Source organism: Spirosoma panaciterrae DSM 21099 (assembly GCF_000374025.1).
Lineage (GTDB): Bacteria > Bacteroidota > Bacteroidia > Cytophagales > Spirosomataceae > Spirosoma > Spirosoma panaciterrae.
The window spans coordinates 492,879-514,871 of sequence record NZ_KB893172.1 but is presented as its reverse complement, the minus strand read 5'-3'; the positions used below and the strand labels follow the sequence as shown (position 1 = coordinate 514,871).

The window sequence follows — 21,993 nt, the reverse complement described above, 5'->3', positions numbered from 1 at the left end:
AGACAGGGGTAGATCTCCAATTAAAAAGCCGCACCTTCTGGCCCCCAGAAAATGCGGCTTTTTAGTTGGAAGGCTAGTGCGAAACTGCCGCACTACCCCACAATCTATTTTTCAATACGTTAAGGCTCTGTCACCGTCGATGTTGTTGGCTGTTCCGTAGGAGCAACATCCAATATAATCTGTTCCATTACCCGCTCAATCATCTGCACAATCCCACGCAGCGCGCCAAAGATGATGCAAAGCGGTAATATAATGGGCAGAAAGAAAACCCATTGAAAAATCATGTATAATCGAAAATTTCTCATTGGTTTAAGGAATAATTTTTAACGATTAAAGTTACGGCTACGGACAAATCAACAACTTATTCACTAACGTTTAATCTGCCATTCTATTCTTATTCAAAAATAAACTTGCCTTAATACAAAAACAAGCACAATCTGAAAAAGTTTACTATAATGGAAAGTGATTTATGGTTTCTCCTAGTTAATTCGCTGTCGTTTACCTCACCTATCTTACCCCTTGTCAATTATAATGCCAATATTATATCTTCTTTCTAAATTAATTAGAAGATAAATACCATCCATATTCGTAGCTCTGTTATTCTTAAATTATTTTATTAACTATACCTGATCACAACATTATCCTATAATTTATATAAGCTCAGTGGATTATTCATACAAAAGCCCCATAAACAGTTACAGGAACCGGATGAGCAGTACTTAGTCAGTTTACTGCTCATCCGGTTCCTGTAGACTCGGCTGTATTTTAGCCTGTAGCGCTTACTTCAGCGTGGCAACGGCTTCTTTGATGCGTTGGATGGCTTCGACCAACGACTCGTCGGATGCCGCCGTCGAAATTCGCAGACAGTTAGGGGCACCAAAACCCGAACCCGCTACCGTTGCGACAAAGGCTTTGTTGAGCAGCCATAGGGCAAAGTCATCGGAGTTTTCAATCGTAGTTGTTCCATCCGATTTGCCATAATAGTAACTGATATCCGGGAATGCATAGAAAGCCCCCTCAGGCACGTTTGTGCGGAAATGAGGCACTTCTTTCAGCAATTTCACGACTAAATCACGACGACGGTGGTAGGCTTTGGTCATCTCCATCGATGGCTCCAGCGGGCCGGTCAACGCAGCAACCGTAGCTTTCTGGGCGATGGAGTTCGTTCCAGAGGTAACCTGTCCCTGCAATTTCTCTACGCCATCGGCGATCCACTTGGCTGCTCCGATATAACCGATCCGCCAGCCCGTCATGGCAAAGCCTTTAGCAACGCCATTTACGGTAATTACCCGTTCAGCAATTTCGGGGATCGACCCGATGCTAAAATGCCCTTCGGGCGTAAAGTTGATGTACTCGTATATTTCGTCGGCCAGTACATAAACATTTTCATGGCGGGCCACTACCTCACCAATGGCCCGTAACTCGGCTTCTGAATAAATGGAGCCGGTCGGGTTGTTGGGCGATGCATACATCACAATTTTGGTACGCTCGGTAATGGCCGCTTCAAACTGCTCAGGAGTCACTTTGAAGTTGTTTTCAAACGATCCATCAACAACTACCGCTTTGCCTTCGGCCAGTTTTACCATTTCGGAATAACTAACCCAGTAGGGCGAAAAAATAATGACCTCATCGCCCGGATTAATCAGCACCTGGATCACATTCGCCAGTGAGTGTTTTGCCCCGGTCGATACTACGATATTTTCTGGTTTCCAGTCAATGTTATTGTCGCGCTTGAATTTATCAGCAATGGCTTTGCGAAGATCAGGATAGCCCGCCACTGGCGAATAGCCGTGGAAACCGTCGTCAATGGCTTTCTTGGCAGCTTCGCAAATGTGTTGTGGGGTTTTAAAATCCGGTTCTCCTACGCTCAGGCTGATAACTTTGTGGCCCTGAGCAGCCAATTCACGAGCTTTCTTGGTCATCGCCAGCGTGGACGATTCCTCCAGCGCGTTGATGCGGTCGGCTAATAAACTCACGGTGTCAAGCGTGGCAGACATAATTCTTTGTAGTTTTAATAAAATGACAACAAACTGCCCACAAAGGTAGTACCTTTTCATTGGAGCGGCTCTATTATTTAAGAATTAAAAATAAATCTGCCATAGGCGACGGCATAGAGGTTTATGATTAAGCTTATTCGTGAGTGAAACGATATGTTCACTATAGGTAAACTTTTTACCAGATGATTGCGTTCAATCTATAAATATCCCAGAGGCAAAGAGGCTGCTAATGGACTCTATATTCATAGTATGTTCAATATCATAGCGCGACGCACGCTACTTGCCTATTGTCAAGAATATCCATCCGCATCAAACGCCTTAAAGCAATGGTATGCTGAATGGCTGGAACATAGCTTTACTAACTTCAATGAACTGAAAGCGGCTTATGGCTCAGCAAGTATAGTTGGTGATGACCGGGTTGTGTTTAACATTATGGGCAACAAGTATCGATTAGTTGTACGTTTGGTATTCGAGTACAAAACCATCCAGATCAAATGGTTTGGTACCCATGCTGAATACGATAAAATTGATGTAGCAACTGTACAATACCAGAAATAATGAAGCTGAAACCAATCAAAACGGAGAACGAATACGACGATATGCTGGATTGGGTTGATAAGCAATTCGACAAAAAAATACCTGCCAATAGTCCAGAAGGTGACCTACTGCAAATTGCTTTATTACTAATTAAAGCTTACGAAGACGAGCACTATACCATCCCGGCTCCCGATCCAATTGAATCTATCCGGCTTAAGATGGCAGAAAAAGGGTATCGGAATAGAGATTTCGTAGGGAAAGTAGGAAGCAAGAGTTATGTATCAGCCGTATTGAACCGCCGTAAACCGTTAACCCTCGAAATGGCAAAATTCTTTCATAAAGAATTAGGCATTCCAGCCAGTATACTACTCGGCTAACCCATATATCATCCCGTTACGAATACGCCAACCTCACTTGTATCTGTACACGCAGCTAGTAATTCGAGCGTTGTTTTATGCAAAATCGGGTGAACAAGGTTGGGGGTAATTTCGGCTAGTGGTACGAGCGTAAACCTACGCTGATGCAAATACGGATGGGGAATGGTAAGCCGTGGAGTTTTTAAAATGAGCTGATCATAGAATAAAATATCTATATCGATCAACCGGGCGCCCCAGCGTTCCAGCCGAACTCGGCCCAATTCATGTTCAATTGCCTGGGTTTGGTTCAGCAATTCTTCGGGCTGAAGTGCGGTGTCAATCGCTAAAACCTGATTCAGATAAGTTGGCTGGTCGGTTACACCCCAGGGAGCCGTTTCATACATCGCCGACTTTTGTACTACCGTTCCTACCCGCTCGGCAATGAGGTCGAGCGCCCGATGCAAGGTGTTTATCCGGTCGCCGAGGTTAGCGCCGAGAAGCAGATAGGCTGTAAACGAGTGAACGAGTGAACGAGCGAAAGAGCGCTCCTCCTCCACCCACTCTTTCGCTCGTTCACTCGTTCGCTCGTTCGCCATTAATAGTCCTTGATTACTTTAATATCGTAATACGCCTTAATCTCCTCCTCGCTGGGTGCCTTGGCAGGGCGCACTATCCGAAAGCCAACAAATGATGCTGAGGTGAGCCACCAGTCCGATTTAGGGCTTTGCGGATCAAGAATTTTCCAGGCTGGTGCCGAAGGAGTGCGGGCAGCCGAACGTAAGACTTCCGGTTCATCGTCCCATGACCCTCCGCGTACAGCGTTCGGATACAGCGTGGTCGTTGGGGCATAGGGTTCTTTAACTTTCCCAGCGGCAACCTGCTTATAGTAATCTTCGATGTATTGGTCTTTAGTCCACTCCATTACATTGCCATGCATATCGTATAACCCGAATGGATTAGGCTTTTTAGTCCCGACTTTCTTATACCCTCCCCCACTGTTGCCATTAAATACAGCGTACTCACCTAGCTTTTTCACATCCGCCCCAAACGAATACGGTGTTGTTGTATTGGCCCGGCAAGCGTACTCCCATTCGGCTTCGGTGGGTAATCGGTAAAATATGCCCGTTTTAGCATAGAGCCAGGCACAAAATTTTATAGCCGCGTATTGGGTCATGTTGATGGCCGGATAGCCGGCCCGCCCCATCCCAAACGACATGTCGACATAGGGTGGACTGGGTCGGGTAGTTGCATCGGTTTTAGCCAGATTCGCATCGGTCTGAGGATACTTGGTAGCCATCTCCTTTTCCATATTGGTAAAGGCAAACAGATCGTAAAGATCCCAGGTCACTTCGTATTTACCCATATAGAAGGGCTCAATGGCAACACTATGCTGGGGCGCTTCGTCAGGTTTATGCCCTTTCTCAGAAGCCGGGCTACCCATTACGTACTTGCCACCCGGTATAGCCACCATCGCATAGGTTTGGTCGCTACCCGGAATGACTTGAGTATATGATTTAAACTCAGTAGCGGTTTGGGCGTTTGTCAGACTACTTACCCCCAGGGTTAAGGCAAAAACGGACAGGAGATGTTTAGGAAACATTTTTGGTTATGTAGAAAGAAACCATCATTGAGCGGTAAAAGTACGAACGATTTTCTTTGTTGTACCTTTGCAGCGTCAAACCAGTCCGATTTCCAAAATTGAACTGGCTATTAAATCTATGAATTATCTCTCAGCCGAAAATTTAACCAAGTCGTACGGCGACCGTGTTCTTTTTAAAAATCTGACCTTCGGAATAAACCGGGGCGATAAAGTAGCTATTGTGGGCGCCAACGGGTCCGGCAAAACGACGTTGCTTTCCATTCTGGCCGGGGCCATCCCACCCGATGCCGGTATAGTTAGCCATCGAAAAGATAGTACAATCGGTTACCTCGACCAACAACCTGACCTGAACAACGCCCTTACTGTAATGGAAGTGGTGCTGGCTGGTGAAAGTGCCCAACTCGACGCTGTTCGTGCCTACGAACTTGCGCTCACCCACGACGACCATGCCGCACTGGAACGCGCTATGGCCGACATGGAGAAACACGAGGCCTGGGATTATGAAGCCCAAATCCGCCAAATTCTGGGTGAGCTGGGGATTCATGATGTCGAGCAGCCCGTCAGTTCACTATCCGGTGGGCAACGCAAACGTGTAGCGCTCGCCCGCGTACTGATCCAAAGTCCCGATTTGCTGATACTGGACGAACCGACCAACCACCTCGATCTCGAAGCCATTGAATACCTCGAAAACTTCCTGAATATCAACAACGGAACCCTCCTGATGGTATCGCACGATCGGTATTTTCTGGATCGGGTATGCAATCAGATTGCGGAGCTGGACAACGGGCAGCTATATACCTACAAAGGCAACTACGCGTATTTTCTCGAGAAAAAAGACGAACGCGAAGCGGCAGCGGCTTCCGAATTGACCAAAGACCGCAATACGTTTCGTCGTGAGCTGGAATGGATGCGTCGGCAGCCCAAAGCGAGGAGCACGAAAGCCCAGTACCGGATTGATGCCTTCGAAGAACTGAAAGAAAAAACAAGCGGACGGCGCAATGACGGTGAACTTGACCTGAACCTGCGCACTACCCGGCTCGGCAGCAAAATTCTGGAAGTCGAAAACCTGAGCAAGCGATTTGGGGATAAAATACTGCTCGATCATTTCAACTATACCTTTAAGCGATTCGACCGGGTGGGTTTAATTGGCAAGAACGGGATGGGCAAAACTACCTTGCTCAATCTGCTTACCAACCAACTTCGGCCCGATTCGGGCAAAATTACAACAGGTGGCACCGTCAAATTTGGCTACTACACCCAATCTGAACTGAATTTACCCGAAAACCAGCGGGTTATCGATGTCGTACAGGAAGTGGCGGAGGTCATGAAATTGGAAAATGGCGATACCGTCACGGCCTCCCAGTTGCTGAGCCGATTCTTATTTGACCGCCATAAACAATACGATTATGTATCGAAACTCAGTGGTGGCGAAAAACGGCGGTTGCAGTTGTTGCTGGTGCTGGTACAAAACCCCAATTTTCTGATACTCGATGAGCCAACCAACGACCTCGATATTACGACGCTGAACGTTCTGGAAGATTTCTTATTGAATTTTTCGGGTTGTGTCCTTATCGTTACCCACGACCGTTATTTCATGGATCGACTCGTGGAGCACGTCTTTGTGCTGGAAGGCGAAGGTAAAGTTCGCGACTTTCCGGGCAATTATACCGACTATCGCGAATGGCGGGATGCACAGCCCAAAAAATCAACTTTACAAAATGGTAAACCAGCTTCGGCCAATCCAAAGAACCAATCTCCTTCGCCTGTAGTTTCTTCCGCAACGGTTCCGGCCAGCACGACAAAGAAAAAACTGTCGTTCAAAGAAATTCGCGAATACGAAACGCTCGAAAAAGAAATTGATTCGCTGGAGCAACGGAAGACAGAAGTGATGGGTCTTCTGAACGCGGGTGGCCATCATGAACAGCTCATGACCTGGGCGCGTGAAATTGAACAACTCGATCAAACCATCGCCGAAAAATCGGATCGGTGGCTCGAACTGGCAGAATATATGTAAAGAGTGAAAGAGTGAGAGAGCGAAAAACTAACCCACTACTTTTTCGCTCTCTCACTCTTTCACTCTTTCGCTCTTTAGACATGGATCAGATTCTTGAGTTTTTTCGCTATTTGCTGAATTCCGAGGAAGTTATCCGAACGGGCGGCCTGGTATTGATTACCCTTATCATTTTCGTTGAGAATGGTATCTTTTTCGGCTTCTTCCTGCCCGGCGATTATCTGCTGTTTTTGTCGGGTGTATTTGCCGGAACCAAGCTCCTGAATGTACCTCTCTGGTTATTGCTCACCTGTATTTTCGGTGCGGCTGTGCTTGGTTCAGCCACGGGGTATCTGACAGGGTACTACTTTGGAGCCAGAATCAAGAATCGACCAGACTCGCTGTTTTTCAAGCAGAAATACATCGATAACACCCGCGATGCTTTTATGCGCTACGGCAACAGCGCGTTGATCATATCCCGATTTCTGCCAGTCGTTCGCACATTTGCTCCGCTGCTGGCCGGGCTTATTCATATGCCCGTTCAGTATTTTATGCTCTACAACATTATTGGTGGCGCCATTTGGGTACTGACCCTGGTAGGTGGTGGTTTTTATTTTGGCGAGCGCTTTCCCTGGATCGTCGATTATGTGCAGTACATTATCATTTTCTTCCTGGCCATCACCACGTTTACCGTAGTAAAAGGGTATCTGAACGCCCGCAATGAAAAAAAAACGGAAAAGATCACTGAATAGATTCAGTTCGTGTCGATCCAGACTGTTTTTATATTCACAAACTCTCTGATACCCGCTTCGGACAACTCCCGGCCAAAACCCGACGTTTTGATACCGCCGAACGGCACCCGTGCATCGGATCGCATCAGTCCATTTACGAACACCGAGCCAGCCTGAATTTGTCGGGCCAGTCGTTCGGCTTTTTCAGCATCGGCTGTCCAGAGTGCCGAACCCAATCCAAAGTCAGATTGATTGGCAAGTCGGATTGCCTCGCCTTCATCTTTGGCGTCAATCAGGACGGCCAACGGCCCAAACGTTTCTTCATCAAAAGCCGCCATACCTGGTTTTACCTGATCAAGCAGCATAGGCTGTACGTTACACCCCGAACGGTCTCCTCCTACCAGCAATTTAGCGCCTTTCCTGACGGATTCGTGGCATTGCCGTTCGATGTCGTCGGCCAGGTTCATTCGGGCCATAGGCCCCATCGTGGTAGTGTCGTCCATGGGGTCGCCTTGTTTGATCTGGCGGATATGCTCGATAACCCGTTCTGTAAATTGCTTTTTGACCGTTTTTTCGACGATAAACCGTTTTGCGGCAATACAGCTCTGCCCGGCATTCTGCATGCGGGATTTAACGGCCACTTCAGCCGCTTTTTCCAAATTGGCGTCGGCCAGTACAATCAACGCATCGGAGCCCCCCAATTCGAGAACAGACTTCTTAATCCGGCTACCCGCTATAGCCGCTACTGATGCGCCTGCATGCCCACTACCTGTGAGGGTAACCGCCTTCACCCGTTGATCTTTCAGAACACCCTCTACAGCCGCCGAGTCGATCAATAGTGTTTGAAAGAGTCCCTCTGGCAAACCACTTTTTCGAAACACATCTTCAATAGCCAGAGCACAGCCAAATACATTCGAGGCATGTTTGAGCAAGCCAGCATTACCAGCCAGCAGGCCGGGAATGGCGAAACGCATGACCTGCCAGAAAGGAAAATTCCACGGCATAACAGCCAATACAGGCCCCAGAGGTTGATAGACGATATAACTTTTCTGCGCGTCGCTTTCGACCGGCTCATCGGCCAGAAAAGTACTGGCGTGGTCGGCATAAAACGTGCAGGTGAGCGCGCATTTTTCTACTTCGGCAATTGCTTCCTTAAGCGTTTTGCCCATTTCGGCCGTCATCAATTCTGCGTACTGCTGCTTGTTGGCCAGCAATGTATCGCCTACTTTTTGCAGAAAGGGGACGCGTTCTGCCAACGACAAAGCCGACCAGTCGGCAAAGGCCCGGTCGGCTTGTTTTAGCTTCCGCTCCAGCCCGGCAGGGCTATCGGCCCGGTAGGGCTATCGGCCCGGTAGGTCTTGATTCGCTTCTGCGAATACGGATTTATGGATGTGAACATAAGCTGTATGCAGTATGATATAGAATATATGATGCAACTGCTTCAGGCTACCTACATCATATATTCTATATCATACTGCATACATACGCTTATTGTTCGCTTTTTTCCAGTTCAGTGACCAATCTGTACATGGTTTCGATCACTTGCTCCATGCGTTCGTGACCAACAATTGAATCAAATTTAGTCCGGGCTTCCTGCATACAGCCTTCCAACGCCACAAATAGCTCTTTTCCCCGGTCATTCAGAAAAATAATGCTGGACCGGGAATCATTAGGGTTCTTCTGGGTGAAAATATACCCTTCCTCTTCCAGCAAACCGACGATTTTACTCATCATCTGCTTTGTTACACAGGCCCGCTTGGCTAGTTCATTATTGGTTGTCCCCTGCTCTTCAATATTCGACAGAAACATGAGATAACTCATTTTAAAGTCAGAGTAACCAAGGGCATGCAGACGTGGTTCTATATAACTAGCCGTAAATCGTTTTAATCGCCAGAACAAACGCCCTACCGATCGCTCCCGAATCAGCCGAAATTGGTTAAAATCAAAGGAATTCTTATGCGTTTCCACTATCATGAAAGCAAAATAAGAAAAACTGAAACAATTCTTAACAAAATATTGTACAAATATAGTCAACCTGCTTGACTTTATAGTCAACCTAGTTTACTTTTGCCTCAATAGTCAAACAAGTTGACTAACTGAATGGTTCGGCATTCTTTACATACACAACTTCATTGCCTATTCTTTATTGAACGCAGCACACATGGCAACTCTAGCTCAGGAACAAACAACAACAGACGAAAAAAGCGGCCTCCGTACCTATTTACCCCGCATCATTATCGGTGTGGTACTTTTGGTAGGGGGCTACTTTGGGTACCAGGCCTATCGGCACGGTCAGCAATACGAAACCACAGATAACGCGCAAATTGAAGGAAACTCAGCCCCCGTTCTGGCTCGTGTAGCTGGGTACGTCACAGCCGTAAACGTCGATGATTATGCAACTGTCAAACAGGGTCAGCAACTGATAACGATCGACCCCCAGGAATATGATGTGGCACTGGCGCAGGCCGAAGCCGATTATCAGCAATCGCTGGCTGATCTCGAAAACGCCCGTGCTGACCTGCAAAATGCCCAGGCAAACGCTCGTAATGTAGCCCAAAACGCCCGCGTTGCCCAATCGAATGCCCAGGTCCAAGCCGCTCGTCGGGATAAAGCGCAACAGGATTTACAACGTGATCAGAACCTTTACAAAGAACAGTCGCTGACTCGGAAGCAGTTGGAAGACACTCAGAACAATGCCGAAGTGCAGCGCCGTCAGTACCAGGCAAACGTCGAGCAGATTACCCTCGCTCAAACCTCGCAATCCGTAGCTCAGGCCGGTATTGCTAAAGCGCAGGCCAATATTCAGAAGATACAGGCCGTGCTGAAAGTAAAGCAGGCGGCCATCGACAATGCCAAGCTGAAAGTAGGCTACGCCCATATTACAGCCCCGATTGCCGGAAAAATTGGTCGTAAGAATGTAGTAGTGGGCCAGTACGTACAACCCGGCCAGAATCTGTTTACCATCGTAGCCGATTCGACCTTCTGGGTGGTGGCCAATTTCAAAGAGACCCAACTGGAGAAAATGCAGGTCGGCCAGCAGGTCGATATTAAACTGGATGCGTATCCTGAACTGGATATAAAAGGTCGCGTCGCATCGCTGTCCGAAGCTACTGGTGCCCGCTTTGCCCTGCTTCCTGCCGATAACGCATCGGGTAATTTCGTTAAGATCACTCAGCGTGTGCCGGTGAAGATTGAAATCACCAACCCCGAAAAGTACAAAAACCAACTGCGTGCCGGCTTAAGCGTAGATGCTGAAGTTCGGGTAGCTAATTAATTCGTATTAGGAGTGAGGGGCGAGAAGCGAGGAGTGAGAATACTCCGTCCGGCGAGTTCGCGTCAGCATTCTCACTCCTCACTTCTCGCTCCTAATACTTAAAAAAATCATGGCACAACAAAGTGGCTTTGGTCGCTGGATCGTCGTTATCACGGCAGTATCGGCAGCGATCATGGAACTGATCGATACGTCGATTGTCAATGTCGGCCTCAACGACATTGCGGGCAATCTGGGCGCAACGATCGAAGATGTGGCCTGGGTTGTAACGTCATATGCCATTGCCAACGTCATTGTGATTCCGATGACGAGCTTTTTGCAACGGTATTTTGGGCGCAAAAACTACTACATCGGTTCTATTATTTTATTCACCCTGGCTTCTTACGGGTGTGGTTTCGCCAGTGATCTATGGACCCTGGTTTTCTTCCGATTCCTACAGGGGATTGGGGGTGGTGCTTTGCTTTCGACCTCACAGGGGCTTATGTACGACGCCTTCCCACCTTCCCAACGAGCCGTAGCCTCGGCCCTGTTTGGCATGGGTATCGTTCTGGGTCCGACGCTGGGACCAACGCTGGGAGGTTACATCATCGATAATTATCACTGGAGCTGGATGTTCTACATCAACGTTCCTATCGGCATCATTGCCGTACTCCTCAGCCTGACATTCATCGAGAAAAAAGAAGACGAGATCAACATCAACCGAAAAGCCATTCCAATCGACCAGATGGGTATTTTACTCCTGGCTGTCGGGATTGGCGCGTTGCAATATGTCCTCGAGCGGGGTGAAGCCGACGACTGGTTCGACGATAGTGCAATCCGCTGGTTAACGGCCATATCGGCCATTGCCATTCCAGCCTTTATCTGGTGGGAGTTGCGAGGCACGAAAGAACCGGTAGTGGATTTGCGGGTCATGAAAAACCGTAACCTGTTCATCGGTTCAATTCTGGTGGTGGTAGTCGGCTATGGTTTGTTCACGTCCGTTCTCCTTTACCCGTTATTTGCCCAGCGCATTGTCGGGTTAACGGCTACGCAGACAGGTAAACTGCTCATTCCAGGCGGTCTGGTTACGCTTCCGATGTTTGCCATTACGGGCCGGATGCTTGCCAAAGGGGTTTCGCCCAGGCTGATTGTCACGCTGGGTTATATAGCCTTTGCCTCCTTCTGTTTCCTGATGTCGACCTATAATATGAACGCGTCCAATGGCGATTTCATTACGGCCCTAATCATCCGGGGTATTGGTCTGGCCCTGGTCAACGTACCCCTCATTAATCAGTCGGTTTCGTCGCTCGAACCTCGCCAGATGCCAACGGGTATCGCTATTGTGAATATGATGCGGCAGATAGGCGGTGCTTTCGGGGTGGCCATTACCAATACCTACGTTACCCAGCGCACGGCCGTTCACCGGGGCGATCTGGTGTCGAATCTGCAACCCGGTGAGATGCTGACGACCGAACGGGTGAATACCATGACGCAGGCACTGATTGCCAAAGGTGTCAATGCCATGGATGCGGTTTCGGGGGCTTATAAAAACCTCGACCTGATCATTTCCAAACAGGCCCTGATGATTTCGTACCTCGACACCTTCCGGCTGGCGGGTTTGTTTTTTGTCATCTCTTTCCCACTCCTGTTTTTACTGCAAAAGAAAAAAATGGACGCTGCAGCCGCCAAAGCGGTAGCCGAGTCAGCCCACTAACTCCATTTCTGACAACAGGTTGACTGATGCACAATTGTGTTATGATGGTCAACCTGCTGCCTGAAACTCAACCCGTTTACGCTTATGAACTCCAAACTTCTTATACTGATCCCGTTGCTGGTAGTTGGCGTGGCGCAGGCGCAGAACCAGCCTGTTCCCGACGATTTACGCGCCCTAATCCAGCAGGCGAATACATATTACCCGGTTCTGAAACAGCAACAGCAGCAAATTCAGGCGGGTGATTTACGAACCGATATTGCCCGGTCGGCTTTGAAACCCAACGTATCCGGTAATGCCAGCTATCAATACCTGACCCCGGTGGCACAGGCTACGCTACCTGTCGACGGAGTCAACCGAACCATTCAGTTCCAGCCAAATCATAACGTCAATGCCTATGTTGGCGTTGGGCAAACCCTTTATGACTGGGGCCGAACCAAAGCATCGGTACAGCAGGCAACCGACAACGTGCAGGTGCTTCGTCGAAATCTGGAAATTACCCAGCAGTCGCTGGCCTATCAGGTAGCCGCAGCCTATTATGGGGTTGGCTTTCTGCAACGGAGTCTGAGCGTTCAGGATTCAGTCATTCGTACGGCGGGGGCCAATGTGCAATTGCTGGTTACCCGACTACAAAATGGGGATGCCCTCCAGTACGACGTACTGACCCAGCAGGTTCGAGTAAAAACGGCCCAAAACCGTAAAATTGAGATTCAGAACCAGTTGGAGCGCCAGCTTGCTTTACTAACCTACCTGACCGGGAATCCAAGTCCCGATGTGAGTCAGGCGGTCAATCAGTTCAATCTGGAAACGGCTGGCAGTAACATAACCACTCAGCCTTACACCTTGGCCAACGATGCCCAATCAGCTCTGGCGGGCAATAAAGACGTACAACTCGCGCAAGATCGGATTCGGCAAGCCGAAACGGATATTTTGGTCAATACGTTATCAGGGCGGCCAAACCTTAGCTTTTCGGGATCGGCAGGCTATCGAAATGGTTACCTACCTGAAATCAATACACCACGGTTCAATATTGCCGCTGGTGTGTCACTGGCAGTACCCATTTACTCAGGCAATCGGTATAAGCTACAAAACCAGGCGGCTCAATTGAACCTGAATGCCAGCCGATACGCGCTGGAGAGCGCCAATGCGCAGGTTCGCCAGAGTATTGCCCAAATCAATGCCGATATCCGCAGCAATCTAACCCGACTGGCCAATCTGGAAACCCAGGTGATACAGGCAAAAAAAGCGCTGGAGATTGCCAACGCCCGCTTACGAAATGGGGTCATTACCAACGTGGAGCTACAAAGTGCCGAAACGGGTGTGGAGGAAGCCGAATTAGGTCGCCTGAATTTTCAGTATCAGCTATTGCTCAATCAGTTGGAATTGAAACGGCTCTTGGGCGAGAACCTGCTTTAAGTTGATTGACCGAATTAAAATTTCATAAATCCACATACTAAACTGCCCCAAAAAAGGATTTTATAAGCGTATAGTAGGTTGAACTAAACAAAGAGCCATGTTATGAAAGAACGAGTGATAGACATCCTGAAGCAATTTGGCGTCTCCGAATCGTCGATTACGGAGCAGACCCATTTTTCACGTGATCTTGGTTTAGATAGTCTCGACAGCGTTGACCTGATTATGCAACTGGAGCAGGAATTCGGCATCCGCATTCCCGACGAAGACCATCACAAACTAGTTACGATGCATGACGTGTTAACGTATCTGGAGGCTGAGCAGGCCGTCGCTTAACTGTTACCTCCTCCATTCCATTTACCGCATCGGACTACCTTTTTCTTTTATCCATTATTAAAAAACGCCAACCGGAGCTTATTAAACTCTGGCTGGCGTTTTGCATTCGTTTACAGTCGCTCAGTACCCTCGTGCCGTGTTATCCGCTCTGGGGTCTGATGCCCCCTCATAAGTGCCATCGGGCCGGACGAGTACACAGTCCATACGACCGAGCGTGTTGGTGAGTTTCTCCAGCATATACCCCCGACCTTGCAGAGCCTGAATGGTTGCCTCCGAAAATGCCCCGTTTTCGAAAGTAGTTTTATCGGGCAGCCACTGGTGGTGAAATTTAAGCGCATTAACGGCCTGCTGCATGGTCATGCCATGCTCAATTACATTTAAAATCGTTTGATAAACCGATGTAATGATTGTAGAACCACCGGGCGTGCCAACAACCATGAAGAGCTTGCCATCTTTTTCCAGAATGGTTGGGGTCATGGACGAGAGCATCCGCTTACCGGGCGCAATCGCATTGGCCTGGTTACCGATCAGGCCAAACATATTTGGCACACCCGGCTTCACGCTGAAATCGTCCATCTCGTTGTTCATGAAGAAGCCTGCTCCCCCAATTACCACACGGCTACCGTACCCCCCATTGAGGGTAGTTGTAATACTAACGGCATTCCCTTCTTTATCAACAACAGAGAAATGTGTAGTTTCCAGACTTTCGTAGCCGGGAATCATGCCCCCTTTTACGTTACGGCTATCGGTCGCTTTTGCCCACGAAAAATCGGTCCATCGGTTGCGCAGATAATCGGGGCTGATCAGTTGACTAACAGGCACTTTCACAAAATCAGGGTCGCCCAAAAATTTAGCGCGGTCGGCATACACCCGTCGTTCGGCTTCGATCATCACCTGCACCGTACTATCCCGATTCCATCCCCATTTACGCAACGGGTAAGGTTCAGTAAACCGCATCATTTGCAGCAAAGCTACGCCCCCACTCGATGTGGGCGGCATCGTAATGACATTGTATTCTTTGTACTTCGCCTGAATGGGTTCGCGCCAGGTAGCGTGGTAGCTTTTGAGGTCTTCTTCCGTAATCAGGCCTTTGCCCTGCACCATCTCCTGAGCCAGCAGCCGGGCCGTTTCGCCTTCATAAAATCCGGCCCTCCCCTGCCCCTGAATCCGTTGTAACGTTTTCGCCAGATCGGCTTGAACCAGCAAATCGCCCTTATGCCAGCTTATGGTATCGGCCGGAGCAGCACTTTTCAGAAAATAGGTTTTACCCGGATTGATCTTCAGCAGATCGGTCTTGATGCGGTTCAGGCCAAGAGCGTCCCGCTCAGTCAGGGCAAATCCTTTGGCCGCCAGATCGACGGCGGGTTGCAATACCTGCGCCCAGCTCAGTTTACCAAATCGTTTATGCGCTTCAACCATACCATCGACCGATCCGGGCACCCCGCTGGCCAAATGCCCGCTAATGCTCAACCCCGGTATCACATTCCCCAAAGAGTCGAGATACATGTTCTGCGTAGCCCGGCCTGGTGCTTTTTCCCGATAATCGAGGGTATACGCTTTGCCTGCCTGATCACGATACACCATAAAGCCACCTCCACCAATATTCCCTGCGCCCGGATACACCACGGCCAGCGCAAACTGTACCGCCACTGCCGCATCGACGGCGTTACCCCCCGCTTTCAGAATGTTCAGACCTACCTGCGATGCTTCCGGATGCGCCGATGCCACCATACCATTACGACCCATAACGCCCACACGGTCGGAGAAGAATGGTTTTACGGATGGGTCCTCGTCTCGATACTGGTAAACCCCCTGGCTTTGACTAACTTTAGTACTTGCGGTGGTTGATGGAGCCTGGGTTTTACAAGCTGGCACCGCACCGGCTATGAGCAACCACAGAGAATATCGGATAATACGTTGGTTCATAGATGCGTTTCAGGTTAAATCGTAATCGGTTGGTAAACTACAAAAATAACCGACGACAGCAGATCACCAAATCGACCACTTATCCTTCATAACCCGGCCCTTATCCGAAATAAGTTGGTACAATCCGGCCCGAACGAGTACATTCACAAGATAGAAAAGCCTGTTTTCCCAACACGTTTTTCTCCCCTTTCACGCTTTTATGCTTTACCCGGGTGAGATTCCTTCGTCAGATATTTGAAAGCTTCCGGTTCTCCTGGCAGGCCCTGCGCTCAAACCTGCTTCGCACCACGCTCTCCCTCCTGGGCGTTACGGTCGGGATTTTCGCCATTATTGCCGTGTTTACCCTGGTCGATTCGCTCGAACGAAACATCAAGGATAGTCTATCGTTTATCGGCGACAAAGTGGTGTATGTGCAAAAATGGCCCTGGATCTTCGGTGGAGAGTTTCAGTGGTGGAAGTACTTCCAGCGACCCGTACCTACCTATTCTGAATACCGCTTCCTGAGCGATCGACTCGAAAGCGCAGAAGCGGTAGTGGCTATGGACTTTAAGGGGCGAGTAACGGTAAAGCATAACAACAACAGCATGGCGTCGCTTATTCAGGGAACCACGCTGGATTACAACAAAATTTCGGAAGTTCCTATTGAGCAAGGCCGCTATTTCACCCAACAGGAAATCGATGTAGCCCGCAACGTAGCCATCATTGGAGCCGATGTTGCCGAAAACCTCTTCCCGGCACAAGACCCCGTTGGCAAAACCTTCAAACTGAGTGGCCACAACTTCACCGTCATTGGTGTACAACGTAAAAAGGGAGAGAGCATCCTCAATGTAGGCGGCAACCCCGATATTAAATGCCTGATTCCCTATGGCGCTTTTGCTAAACTATTCCACTCGGTCCAGCCCGACATCGACATCGCCATAAAAGGGTACGACACCGACGAGGGTTTGGTCGAACTGGAAAGCGAAATCCGGGGCTTGCTCCGCACCCGGCGCGGTTTGCGCCCATTGCAGGAAGACAATTTTGCCATAAATCGCCCCGAAGCTGCAGCACAGGCCATCAGTGGCATTTTCTCCGTTCTGACCATAGCAGGCTGGGTGATCGGTGGGTTCTCGATTCTGATCGGGGGGTTTGGAATTGCGAATATTATGTTTGTCAGCGTAAAGGAACGAACGAACATAATCGGTATTCAGAAATCGCTGGGCGCCAAAAATTACTTTATCCTGTGCCAGTTTTTGTTCGAAGCGGTTCTACTTAGTTTAGTAGGGGGCATAGCCGGTATCTTTTTGGTATACCTATTATCCTTTATGGATTTAGGGAGCCTTGATCTTCAACTCACCCCCGGCAATATAACCCTCGGGCTAGGCGTATCGAGTGTTATAGGCATCTTGTCGGGTATAATTCCCGCTTTTTCAGCCTCCCGTATGGACCCCGTTATTGCGATCCGGGCTAAGTGATTCTTCGGAATGGCGTGTGAGATGCCTGCCTCACTCACCTCGGGGAACAACCAGGACGACATCCTCTTTTTCAACAATGACCTGCCCCTCGGCAAGGCCCTTCGGTTTTCGCACAAATTTTTTGGGGGTCACAGTTACCGGGCATAAACTGTCAGTTCGGCGTTTCGAATACCAGGCTGCCAGTTCAGCGGCTCGCTCAATCACATGCTTAGGAAAGGGTTTACCTGCCTGATATTTAATAATGACATGCGACCCCGCTACATCCCGAGCGTGCAACCAAAGATCATCTTTATAGCTATACCGCTGAGTTAGTAAATCATTATTCTTCGCATTTCGGCCGATCAGGATACGAAACGAGTCGACAACAACCTGTTTAAAGAGCGAATCCATCGCTTGTGGAGTACCTGCCTTTTCAGATCCATCTGTCAGTAGTTCGTTCTGTTTAATGTAACGACGTAACTCTTTCAGGGTTTGAAGGCTCGCTATAGCCTGTTTCTGCTGCCCGATCCGCTCCATATCGGCCTCCCGTGTTGCTATCAGATCGGTCAGGTGCTGTTCTTCTATCTTTTCGTTCTTTGCCTTCCGGTAGAAGTTCTCAGCGTTCTTTTGCGGACTTAAGTCTGGCTTCAGCTTCAGCGTAACCGACTGGTCGTGATAGAAATCGTATAAGGTTACTCGTTCAGGCGATCGGGCACCGGGAGCAGATGGAATATCGTGCAGATTGGCCATCAGAATATGCCCCATCTGTTCATGACTAATGCCATCTTCCCGCAAAATCATTCGTTGAAGTGTCGATTCCAGTTGAGCTTCGGCCCGTTTTTGGCGCTTATCGAGCAATCGGAGTAAATTTGCCTTTTCAGCTTCAAATGTACTCAGGCCGTTATATCGACTATAAAATCGGTTAGTAGCTTCAATGGGGTCTGTAAATTCCTGCTCCACATGGCCATACGGCAATAGGCTCAGCGCGGGTTTGTGCTCGAATCGGGTAAGGTAATACTGAGGCTGCTCCAATCGCTGAAGTACATCCTGAATGATAGCCCATTTTAACTGAGGAGTTTTCAGATCTGCCTGTTGCCATTGTTCCTCAATCCATCGGTTTACCAGTTTACCAAACGTCGGAAACAATGGACGATGATCGAAACCCACTCGTTCAAAAGCTTCATAAGACTGGTCGATCGGTCGATCAAAGGCGGTAAGCTTCAATTGTTCGTCCGTTACCAATTGACGGTTGAACAGATCAACTACCTGATCCTGATAAAAGGCGAGTAAATTCGGACGATTACCGAAAAATTTGAATACCAGGGTGAACCCCTCTTCCAGGACAATGGCCAGACATCGTTCGTTTAAAAAAGACCGAACTTCGACAATAGCCCGTTCACTCCCTTCGCTGCCAATCACTGTTTCGAACAGGTCAACACTATTGGTGCGGGCTCGCTGTACACGATCTGGAAACATGAGCCCCGAGAAATCGGGCCGAAGGGTGGCTTTTATATAGAACGGTTTATAGTAATTGACTTTGCCTTTCGCTTCCGCAAAAACCAGTACGACCTCATCCCGATCCTGGCTATAACATTCCATAAATCGTAAAGGGGTTTGGACCCCTTCGGCAGCCTTTAAATGGTTGGTAAAACTACCTAATAGTCGCAGTTGAAGAGCCTGAGTAAGTTGCCGCAGGAAGTAATAGTTTGTATGCATAGCGTCACAAAAGTAACGTTAGAAGTACTTAAGTTTTTTCCGAAGTGATTTTTCTAAAAAACTAAGTAAAATTTGCAATTAATATAACTAAACAAATATCAGATATAAATATTTTAAAATAATATATTGATTATCAGAAATTTAATAAAATATAACATATAATTTTATTAATAAAAAATTAATTCAAGCCTTTTTTGGTACAGTTTTTTATTACGATTTCTTTTTGAAATATAATTTAACTAACCTAATATTGATGCGTTTACTCATTTTTCAAACCAACCTAATCTTCATGAAAGCATCGTTCTACAGGTTTCTGCAGACCGCTTTTCTGGGTGCAGTCCTACTGCTTTGGAGCCTCCACGCTTCAGCCCAAGACCGTCGCGTGACGGGTAAAATTACGGGGGCCGATGGAGCCGTACCCGGCGCCAACATCGTCCTGAAAGGAACCCAAACTGGTACCTCTTCGGACGCCAGCGGCAGTTTCTCGATCAACGTCCGTGGCAACAACCCAGTGCTGGTGATTTCGGCCATCGGCTTCAAAACCCAGGAAGTCAACGTAGGCAATCAAAGCAACCTTGACGTCCGACTCGAAGACGAAGCCACCGCCCTGAGCGAAGTCGTCGTTACCGGGTACTCCACCGAAAACCGCCGGGATGTGACCGGGGCCGTATCAACCGTAAAGCCTGCTCAATTAAAAGTCGTTCCCTCGACCAACGTCGAACAGCAGTTGCAGGGACGCGTGGCCGGGGTTACCGTTATCACCAACGGGCAGCCGGGTACCTCCTCTCAGGTACGGGTTCGGGGCTTCGGTTCGTTCGGGGGTAACCAGCCGCTGTATGTGGTGGATGGTGTACCTACTCAGACGATTGCCTTCCTGGCACCCGATGATATTGAATCGACCACCGTCCTGAAAGATGCCGCTTCGGCTTCGATCTATGGAGCGCGGGCCGCTTCCGGGGTGATTGTTATCACCACTCGTAAAGGTCAGCGTCGGGCGCAAAAGCTGAGCGTAAGCTACGATGGTCTTTACGGCGCTACCGATCCGGGCAAAAGCCTGCCCATCCTGACTCCTCAGGAACAGGCTGACTGGACCTGGCAGGCTCGTAAGAACGACATCTATCAGGGTACCTACCCTACCAACGACTTCAAAGGCTTAGCCGGTGGTCAGTATGGAGAAGGCGCTACGCCGGTATTGCCCGATTATCTGCTGGTGGGCAGCCGCTCAGGCTTGTCGGCTTCGCAGGTGGACCTGACGGCAGAAGCCGCCAAGTACAACGTGAACCCCGCCAACGGCGCGATTTACAACGTGATCCCGTCCAACAAGGCGGGCACCAACTGGTACAAGGAGATCACCCGCGTTGCTCCCCTGATGCGGCACAATGTCGGTTTCTCGGGTGGTACCGAATCGAGCCGATTCTATGTTGCGCTGGGTATGCAGCAACAGGCCGGTATTGTGACTTACAACGACTATAGCCGGTACACACTGCGGGCCAACACCGAGTTCGACATCACCAAGAAGCTCCGCTTTGGCGAAAACTTCCAATTGGCTTATGTGAAAACAAAAGGCCTTCTGGGTGGTGTTGGTAGCATCCTGGGTAACTCGACTAACAACAACTCGTCGTCGTCGTCTGATGAAAACGAAGTTCTGTCAGCTTACCGGATGCCTCCGATCATTCCGGTGTACAACTCCTTCGGCGGCTATGCCGGTACAGCTGCTCCGGGCTTCAACAACCCACGTAACCCAGTTGCCGATCGTCAGGCACGGGCCAATGATGCTTCCTTCCAGATTTTCGGTTTCGGCAACGCCTACCTGGAGTATGACGTAATTCCTTCTCTGACCCTGCGCAGCAGCCTTGGGGGTACTTACTTCACGAACTACTTCAATAGCTACGGTCGGGTGCAGTACGAAAACTCGGAAAACAACACCACCTACACCTACAGCGAAGGCGCGGGTTATGGCTTAGCCTGGACCTTTACCAACACGGCTCACTTCAAGCAGAAGTTTGGTATCCATGACATCGACGCCCTGGCCGGTATCGAAGCTTTGAATACGGGTTTAGGCCGTAATATCAGTGGCTCGGGCCAGAACCCCTTCTCGACTGACCCCAACTACGTCACCATCAGCACCACCACCCCCGGTGCTACGCGTGGCGTAGGCAGTGGCTACAGCCTGGGGAACAAGTTCTACTCGCTGTTCGGGCAGGTGCGGTATACGTTCAACGATAAGTACATCATTACGGGCGTTGTTCGTCGGGATGGTTCCTCTCAGTTCGCGGCTGCTAACCGCTACGGGGTATTCCCCGCTGTGTCGGCTGCCTGGCGTCTGTCGTCCGAAGAGTTCATGAAGAACCTGCCCTGGGTGTCGGATCTGAAGATTCGCGGGGGCTACGGTACCATGGGTAACTCCAACTTCCTGAATGCAACCAACCAATTTAGCCTCTATGCAGGTGGCGCAGGTCAGGGCTATGACATCAACGGAACCAACAACTCGATTGCCGCTGGTTTCTATCGGAGCCAGATTGGAAACCCAGGTGCTAAATGGGAAACCAACGTGACCAGCAACATCGGTATCGACGGAGCCTTCTTCAACAACAAACTCGAAGTGGTGCTTGATTTCTGGCGCCGGGACACCAAAGACCTGCTCTACCAACTGGCCCTGCCCGGCGTCGTCGGGGTGCGCTCGGGAGCACCTTACAAGAACCTGGCCAGCATGCGTAACGAAGGGATCGACATCTTAGTCACCAACCGGGGTAACATCAACAGCGATCTGAGCTACGAAGTGACCGCCATTGCCGGTTTCCTCAACAACAAGATCGTAGCCATCGACCCCTTGGTGCCTTACTTCTACGGTGGGGGTACCCGTCTGAGTGGTAACGTAGTGCGTAACGAGCCTGGTCATGACCTGTCCTCGTTCTACGGCTACAAAGTGATCGGTCTGTTCAACAGCAAGGAAGAAGTGGCCGCAGCTCCCCAGCAGGATGGCGCGGGTCCGGGTCG

General features: G+C 49.3%; 18 protein-coding genes. 10 read left to right on the top strand and 8 right to left on the bottom strand.

All coding sequences use genetic code 11. The annotated features are described in order from the left end of the window. Positions 1-119: 119 nt before the first annotated feature. Both B153_RS37530 and B153_RS0102045 read right to left on the bottom strand, forming a co-directional pair. Positions 120-305, bottom strand: coding sequence for a hypothetical protein (locus tag B153_RS37530; protein WP_026261842.1), 186 nt, complete (start codon positions 303-305; stop codon positions 120-122). A 474-nt stretch (positions 306-779) separates the two neighbouring features. Then, positions 780-1,997 carry a pyridoxal phosphate-dependent aminotransferase gene (locus B153_RS0102045; protein WP_020594994.1) on the bottom strand — a complete coding sequence of 406 codons (1,218 nt, stop codon included), beginning with the start codon at positions 1,995-1,997 and terminating at the stop codon, positions 780-782. Between the two features lie 249 nt (positions 1,998-2,246). Between B153_RS0102045 and B153_RS0102040 the strand changes: the two genes are divergently transcribed. Further along, positions 2,247-2,555: a type II toxin-antitoxin system HigB family toxin gene (locus B153_RS0102040; RefSeq protein ID WP_020594993.1), complete on the top strand. Its 309-nt coding sequence runs from the start codon at positions 2,247-2,249 to the stop codon at positions 2,553-2,555. After that, a complete protein-coding gene (locus tag B153_RS0102035) occupies positions 2,555-2,911 on the top strand; it encodes a helix-turn-helix domain-containing protein (RefSeq protein ID WP_020594992.1) in 357 nt (118 codons plus the stop codon). The genes B153_RS0102040 and B153_RS0102035 overlap by 1 nt, the downstream gene beginning before the upstream one ends. Before the next feature lie 8 nt (positions 2,912-2,919). On the opposite strand, the gene folK is transcribed toward B153_RS0102035, so the two are convergent. Both folK and B153_RS0102025 read right to left on the bottom strand, forming a co-directional pair. Further along, a complete protein-coding gene (folK, locus tag B153_RS0102030) occupies positions 2,920-3,486 on the bottom strand; it encodes a 2-amino-4-hydroxy-6-hydroxymethyldihydropteridine diphosphokinase (RefSeq protein ID WP_020594991.1) in 567 nt (188 codons plus the stop codon). Beyond that, positions 3,486-4,490: a formylglycine-generating enzyme family protein gene (locus tag B153_RS0102025; RefSeq protein WP_020594990.1), complete on the bottom strand. Its 1,005-nt coding sequence runs from the start codon at positions 4,488-4,490 to the stop codon at positions 3,486-3,488. Before B153_RS0102025 ends, folK begins: the two co-directional genes overlap by 1 nt. 118 nt (positions 4,491-4,608) lie before the next feature. On the opposite strand from B153_RS0102025, the gene B153_RS0102020 reads away from it, so the two are divergent. Together B153_RS0102020 and B153_RS0102015 are read left to right on the top strand one after the other, a co-directional pair. Next, entirely contained in the window at positions 4,609-6,504 is a 1,896-nt protein-coding gene (locus B153_RS0102020; protein ID WP_026261841.1) for an ABC-F family ATP-binding cassette domain-containing protein, read from the top strand. An 80-nt stretch (positions 6,505-6,584) separates the two neighbouring features. Further along, complete coding sequence (locus B153_RS0102015; protein ID WP_020594988.1) at positions 6,585-7,232, top strand: DedA family protein; 648 nt, start codon at positions 6,585-6,587, stop codon at positions 7,230-7,232. Between the two features lie 2 nt (positions 7,233-7,234). Here B153_RS0102015 and B153_RS0102010 read toward each other — a convergent pair whose 3' ends face one another. After that, on the bottom strand, positions 7,235-8,467 hold the full coding sequence (locus tag B153_RS0102010) for an NAD-dependent succinate-semialdehyde dehydrogenase (RefSeq protein WP_342664784.1): 1,233 nt from the start codon (positions 8,465-8,467) through the stop codon (positions 7,235-7,237). Positions 8,468-8,699: 232 nt separating this feature from the next. Beyond that, the gene (locus tag B153_RS0102005; RefSeq protein ID WP_020594986.1) at positions 8,700-9,185 is read right to left on the bottom strand and encodes a MarR family winged helix-turn-helix transcriptional regulator; all 486 of its coding nucleotides are present in this window, start codon (positions 9,183-9,185) and stop codon (positions 8,700-8,702) included. A gap of 187 nt (positions 9,186-9,372) precedes the next feature. Between B153_RS0102005 and B153_RS0102000 the strand changes: the two genes are divergently transcribed. The 4 genes from B153_RS0102000 to acpP all read left to right on the top strand — a co-directional run bounded on the left by B153_RS0102000 (position 9,373) and on the right by acpP (position 13,921). Beyond that, complete coding sequence (locus B153_RS0102000) at positions 9,373-10,485, top strand: HlyD family secretion protein (protein ID WP_020594985.1); 1,113 nt, start codon at positions 9,373-9,375, stop codon at positions 10,483-10,485. A 109-nt stretch (positions 10,486-10,594) separates the two neighbouring features. After that, on the top strand, positions 10,595-12,175 hold the full coding sequence (locus B153_RS0101995; protein ID WP_020594984.1) for a DHA2 family efflux MFS transporter permease subunit: 1,581 nt from the start codon (positions 10,595-10,597) through the stop codon (positions 12,173-12,175). Between the two features lie 84 nt (positions 12,176-12,259). Next, positions 12,260-13,588, top strand: a complete 1,329-nt coding sequence (locus B153_RS0101990) for a TolC family protein (RefSeq protein WP_020594983.1) — start codon at positions 12,260-12,262, stop codon at positions 13,586-13,588. 102 nt (positions 13,589-13,690) lie between these two features. Beyond that, a complete protein-coding gene (acpP, locus tag B153_RS0101985) occupies positions 13,691-13,921 on the top strand; it encodes an acyl carrier protein (protein WP_020594982.1) in 231 nt (76 codons plus the stop codon). 120 nt (positions 13,922-14,041) lie between these two features. On the opposite strand, the gene ggt is transcribed toward acpP, so the two are convergent. Next, positions 14,042-15,847, bottom strand: a complete 1,806-nt coding sequence (ggt, locus tag B153_RS0101980) for a gamma-glutamyltransferase (protein WP_020594981.1) — start codon at positions 15,845-15,847, stop codon at positions 14,042-14,044. A 212-nt stretch (positions 15,848-16,059) separates the two neighbouring features. Between ggt and B153_RS0101975 the strand changes: the two genes are divergently transcribed. Further along, a complete protein-coding gene (locus tag B153_RS0101975) occupies positions 16,060-17,301 on the top strand; it encodes an ABC transporter permease (RefSeq protein ID WP_020594980.1) in 1,242 nt (413 codons plus the stop codon). 30 nt (positions 17,302-17,331) lie between these two features. On the opposite strand, the gene B153_RS0101970 is transcribed toward B153_RS0101975, so the two are convergent. Next, positions 17,332-18,996, bottom strand: coding sequence for an NFACT RNA binding domain-containing protein (locus B153_RS0101970; protein WP_020594979.1), 1,665 nt, complete (start codon positions 18,994-18,996; stop codon positions 17,332-17,334). A gap of 289 nt (positions 18,997-19,285) precedes the next feature. On the opposite strand from B153_RS0101970, the gene B153_RS0101965 reads away from it, so the two are divergent. Next, positions 19,286-21,993 (top strand): SusC/RagA family TonB-linked outer membrane protein (locus B153_RS0101965; protein ID WP_026261840.1); only part of this gene is annotated, 2,708 nt, incomplete at its 3' end.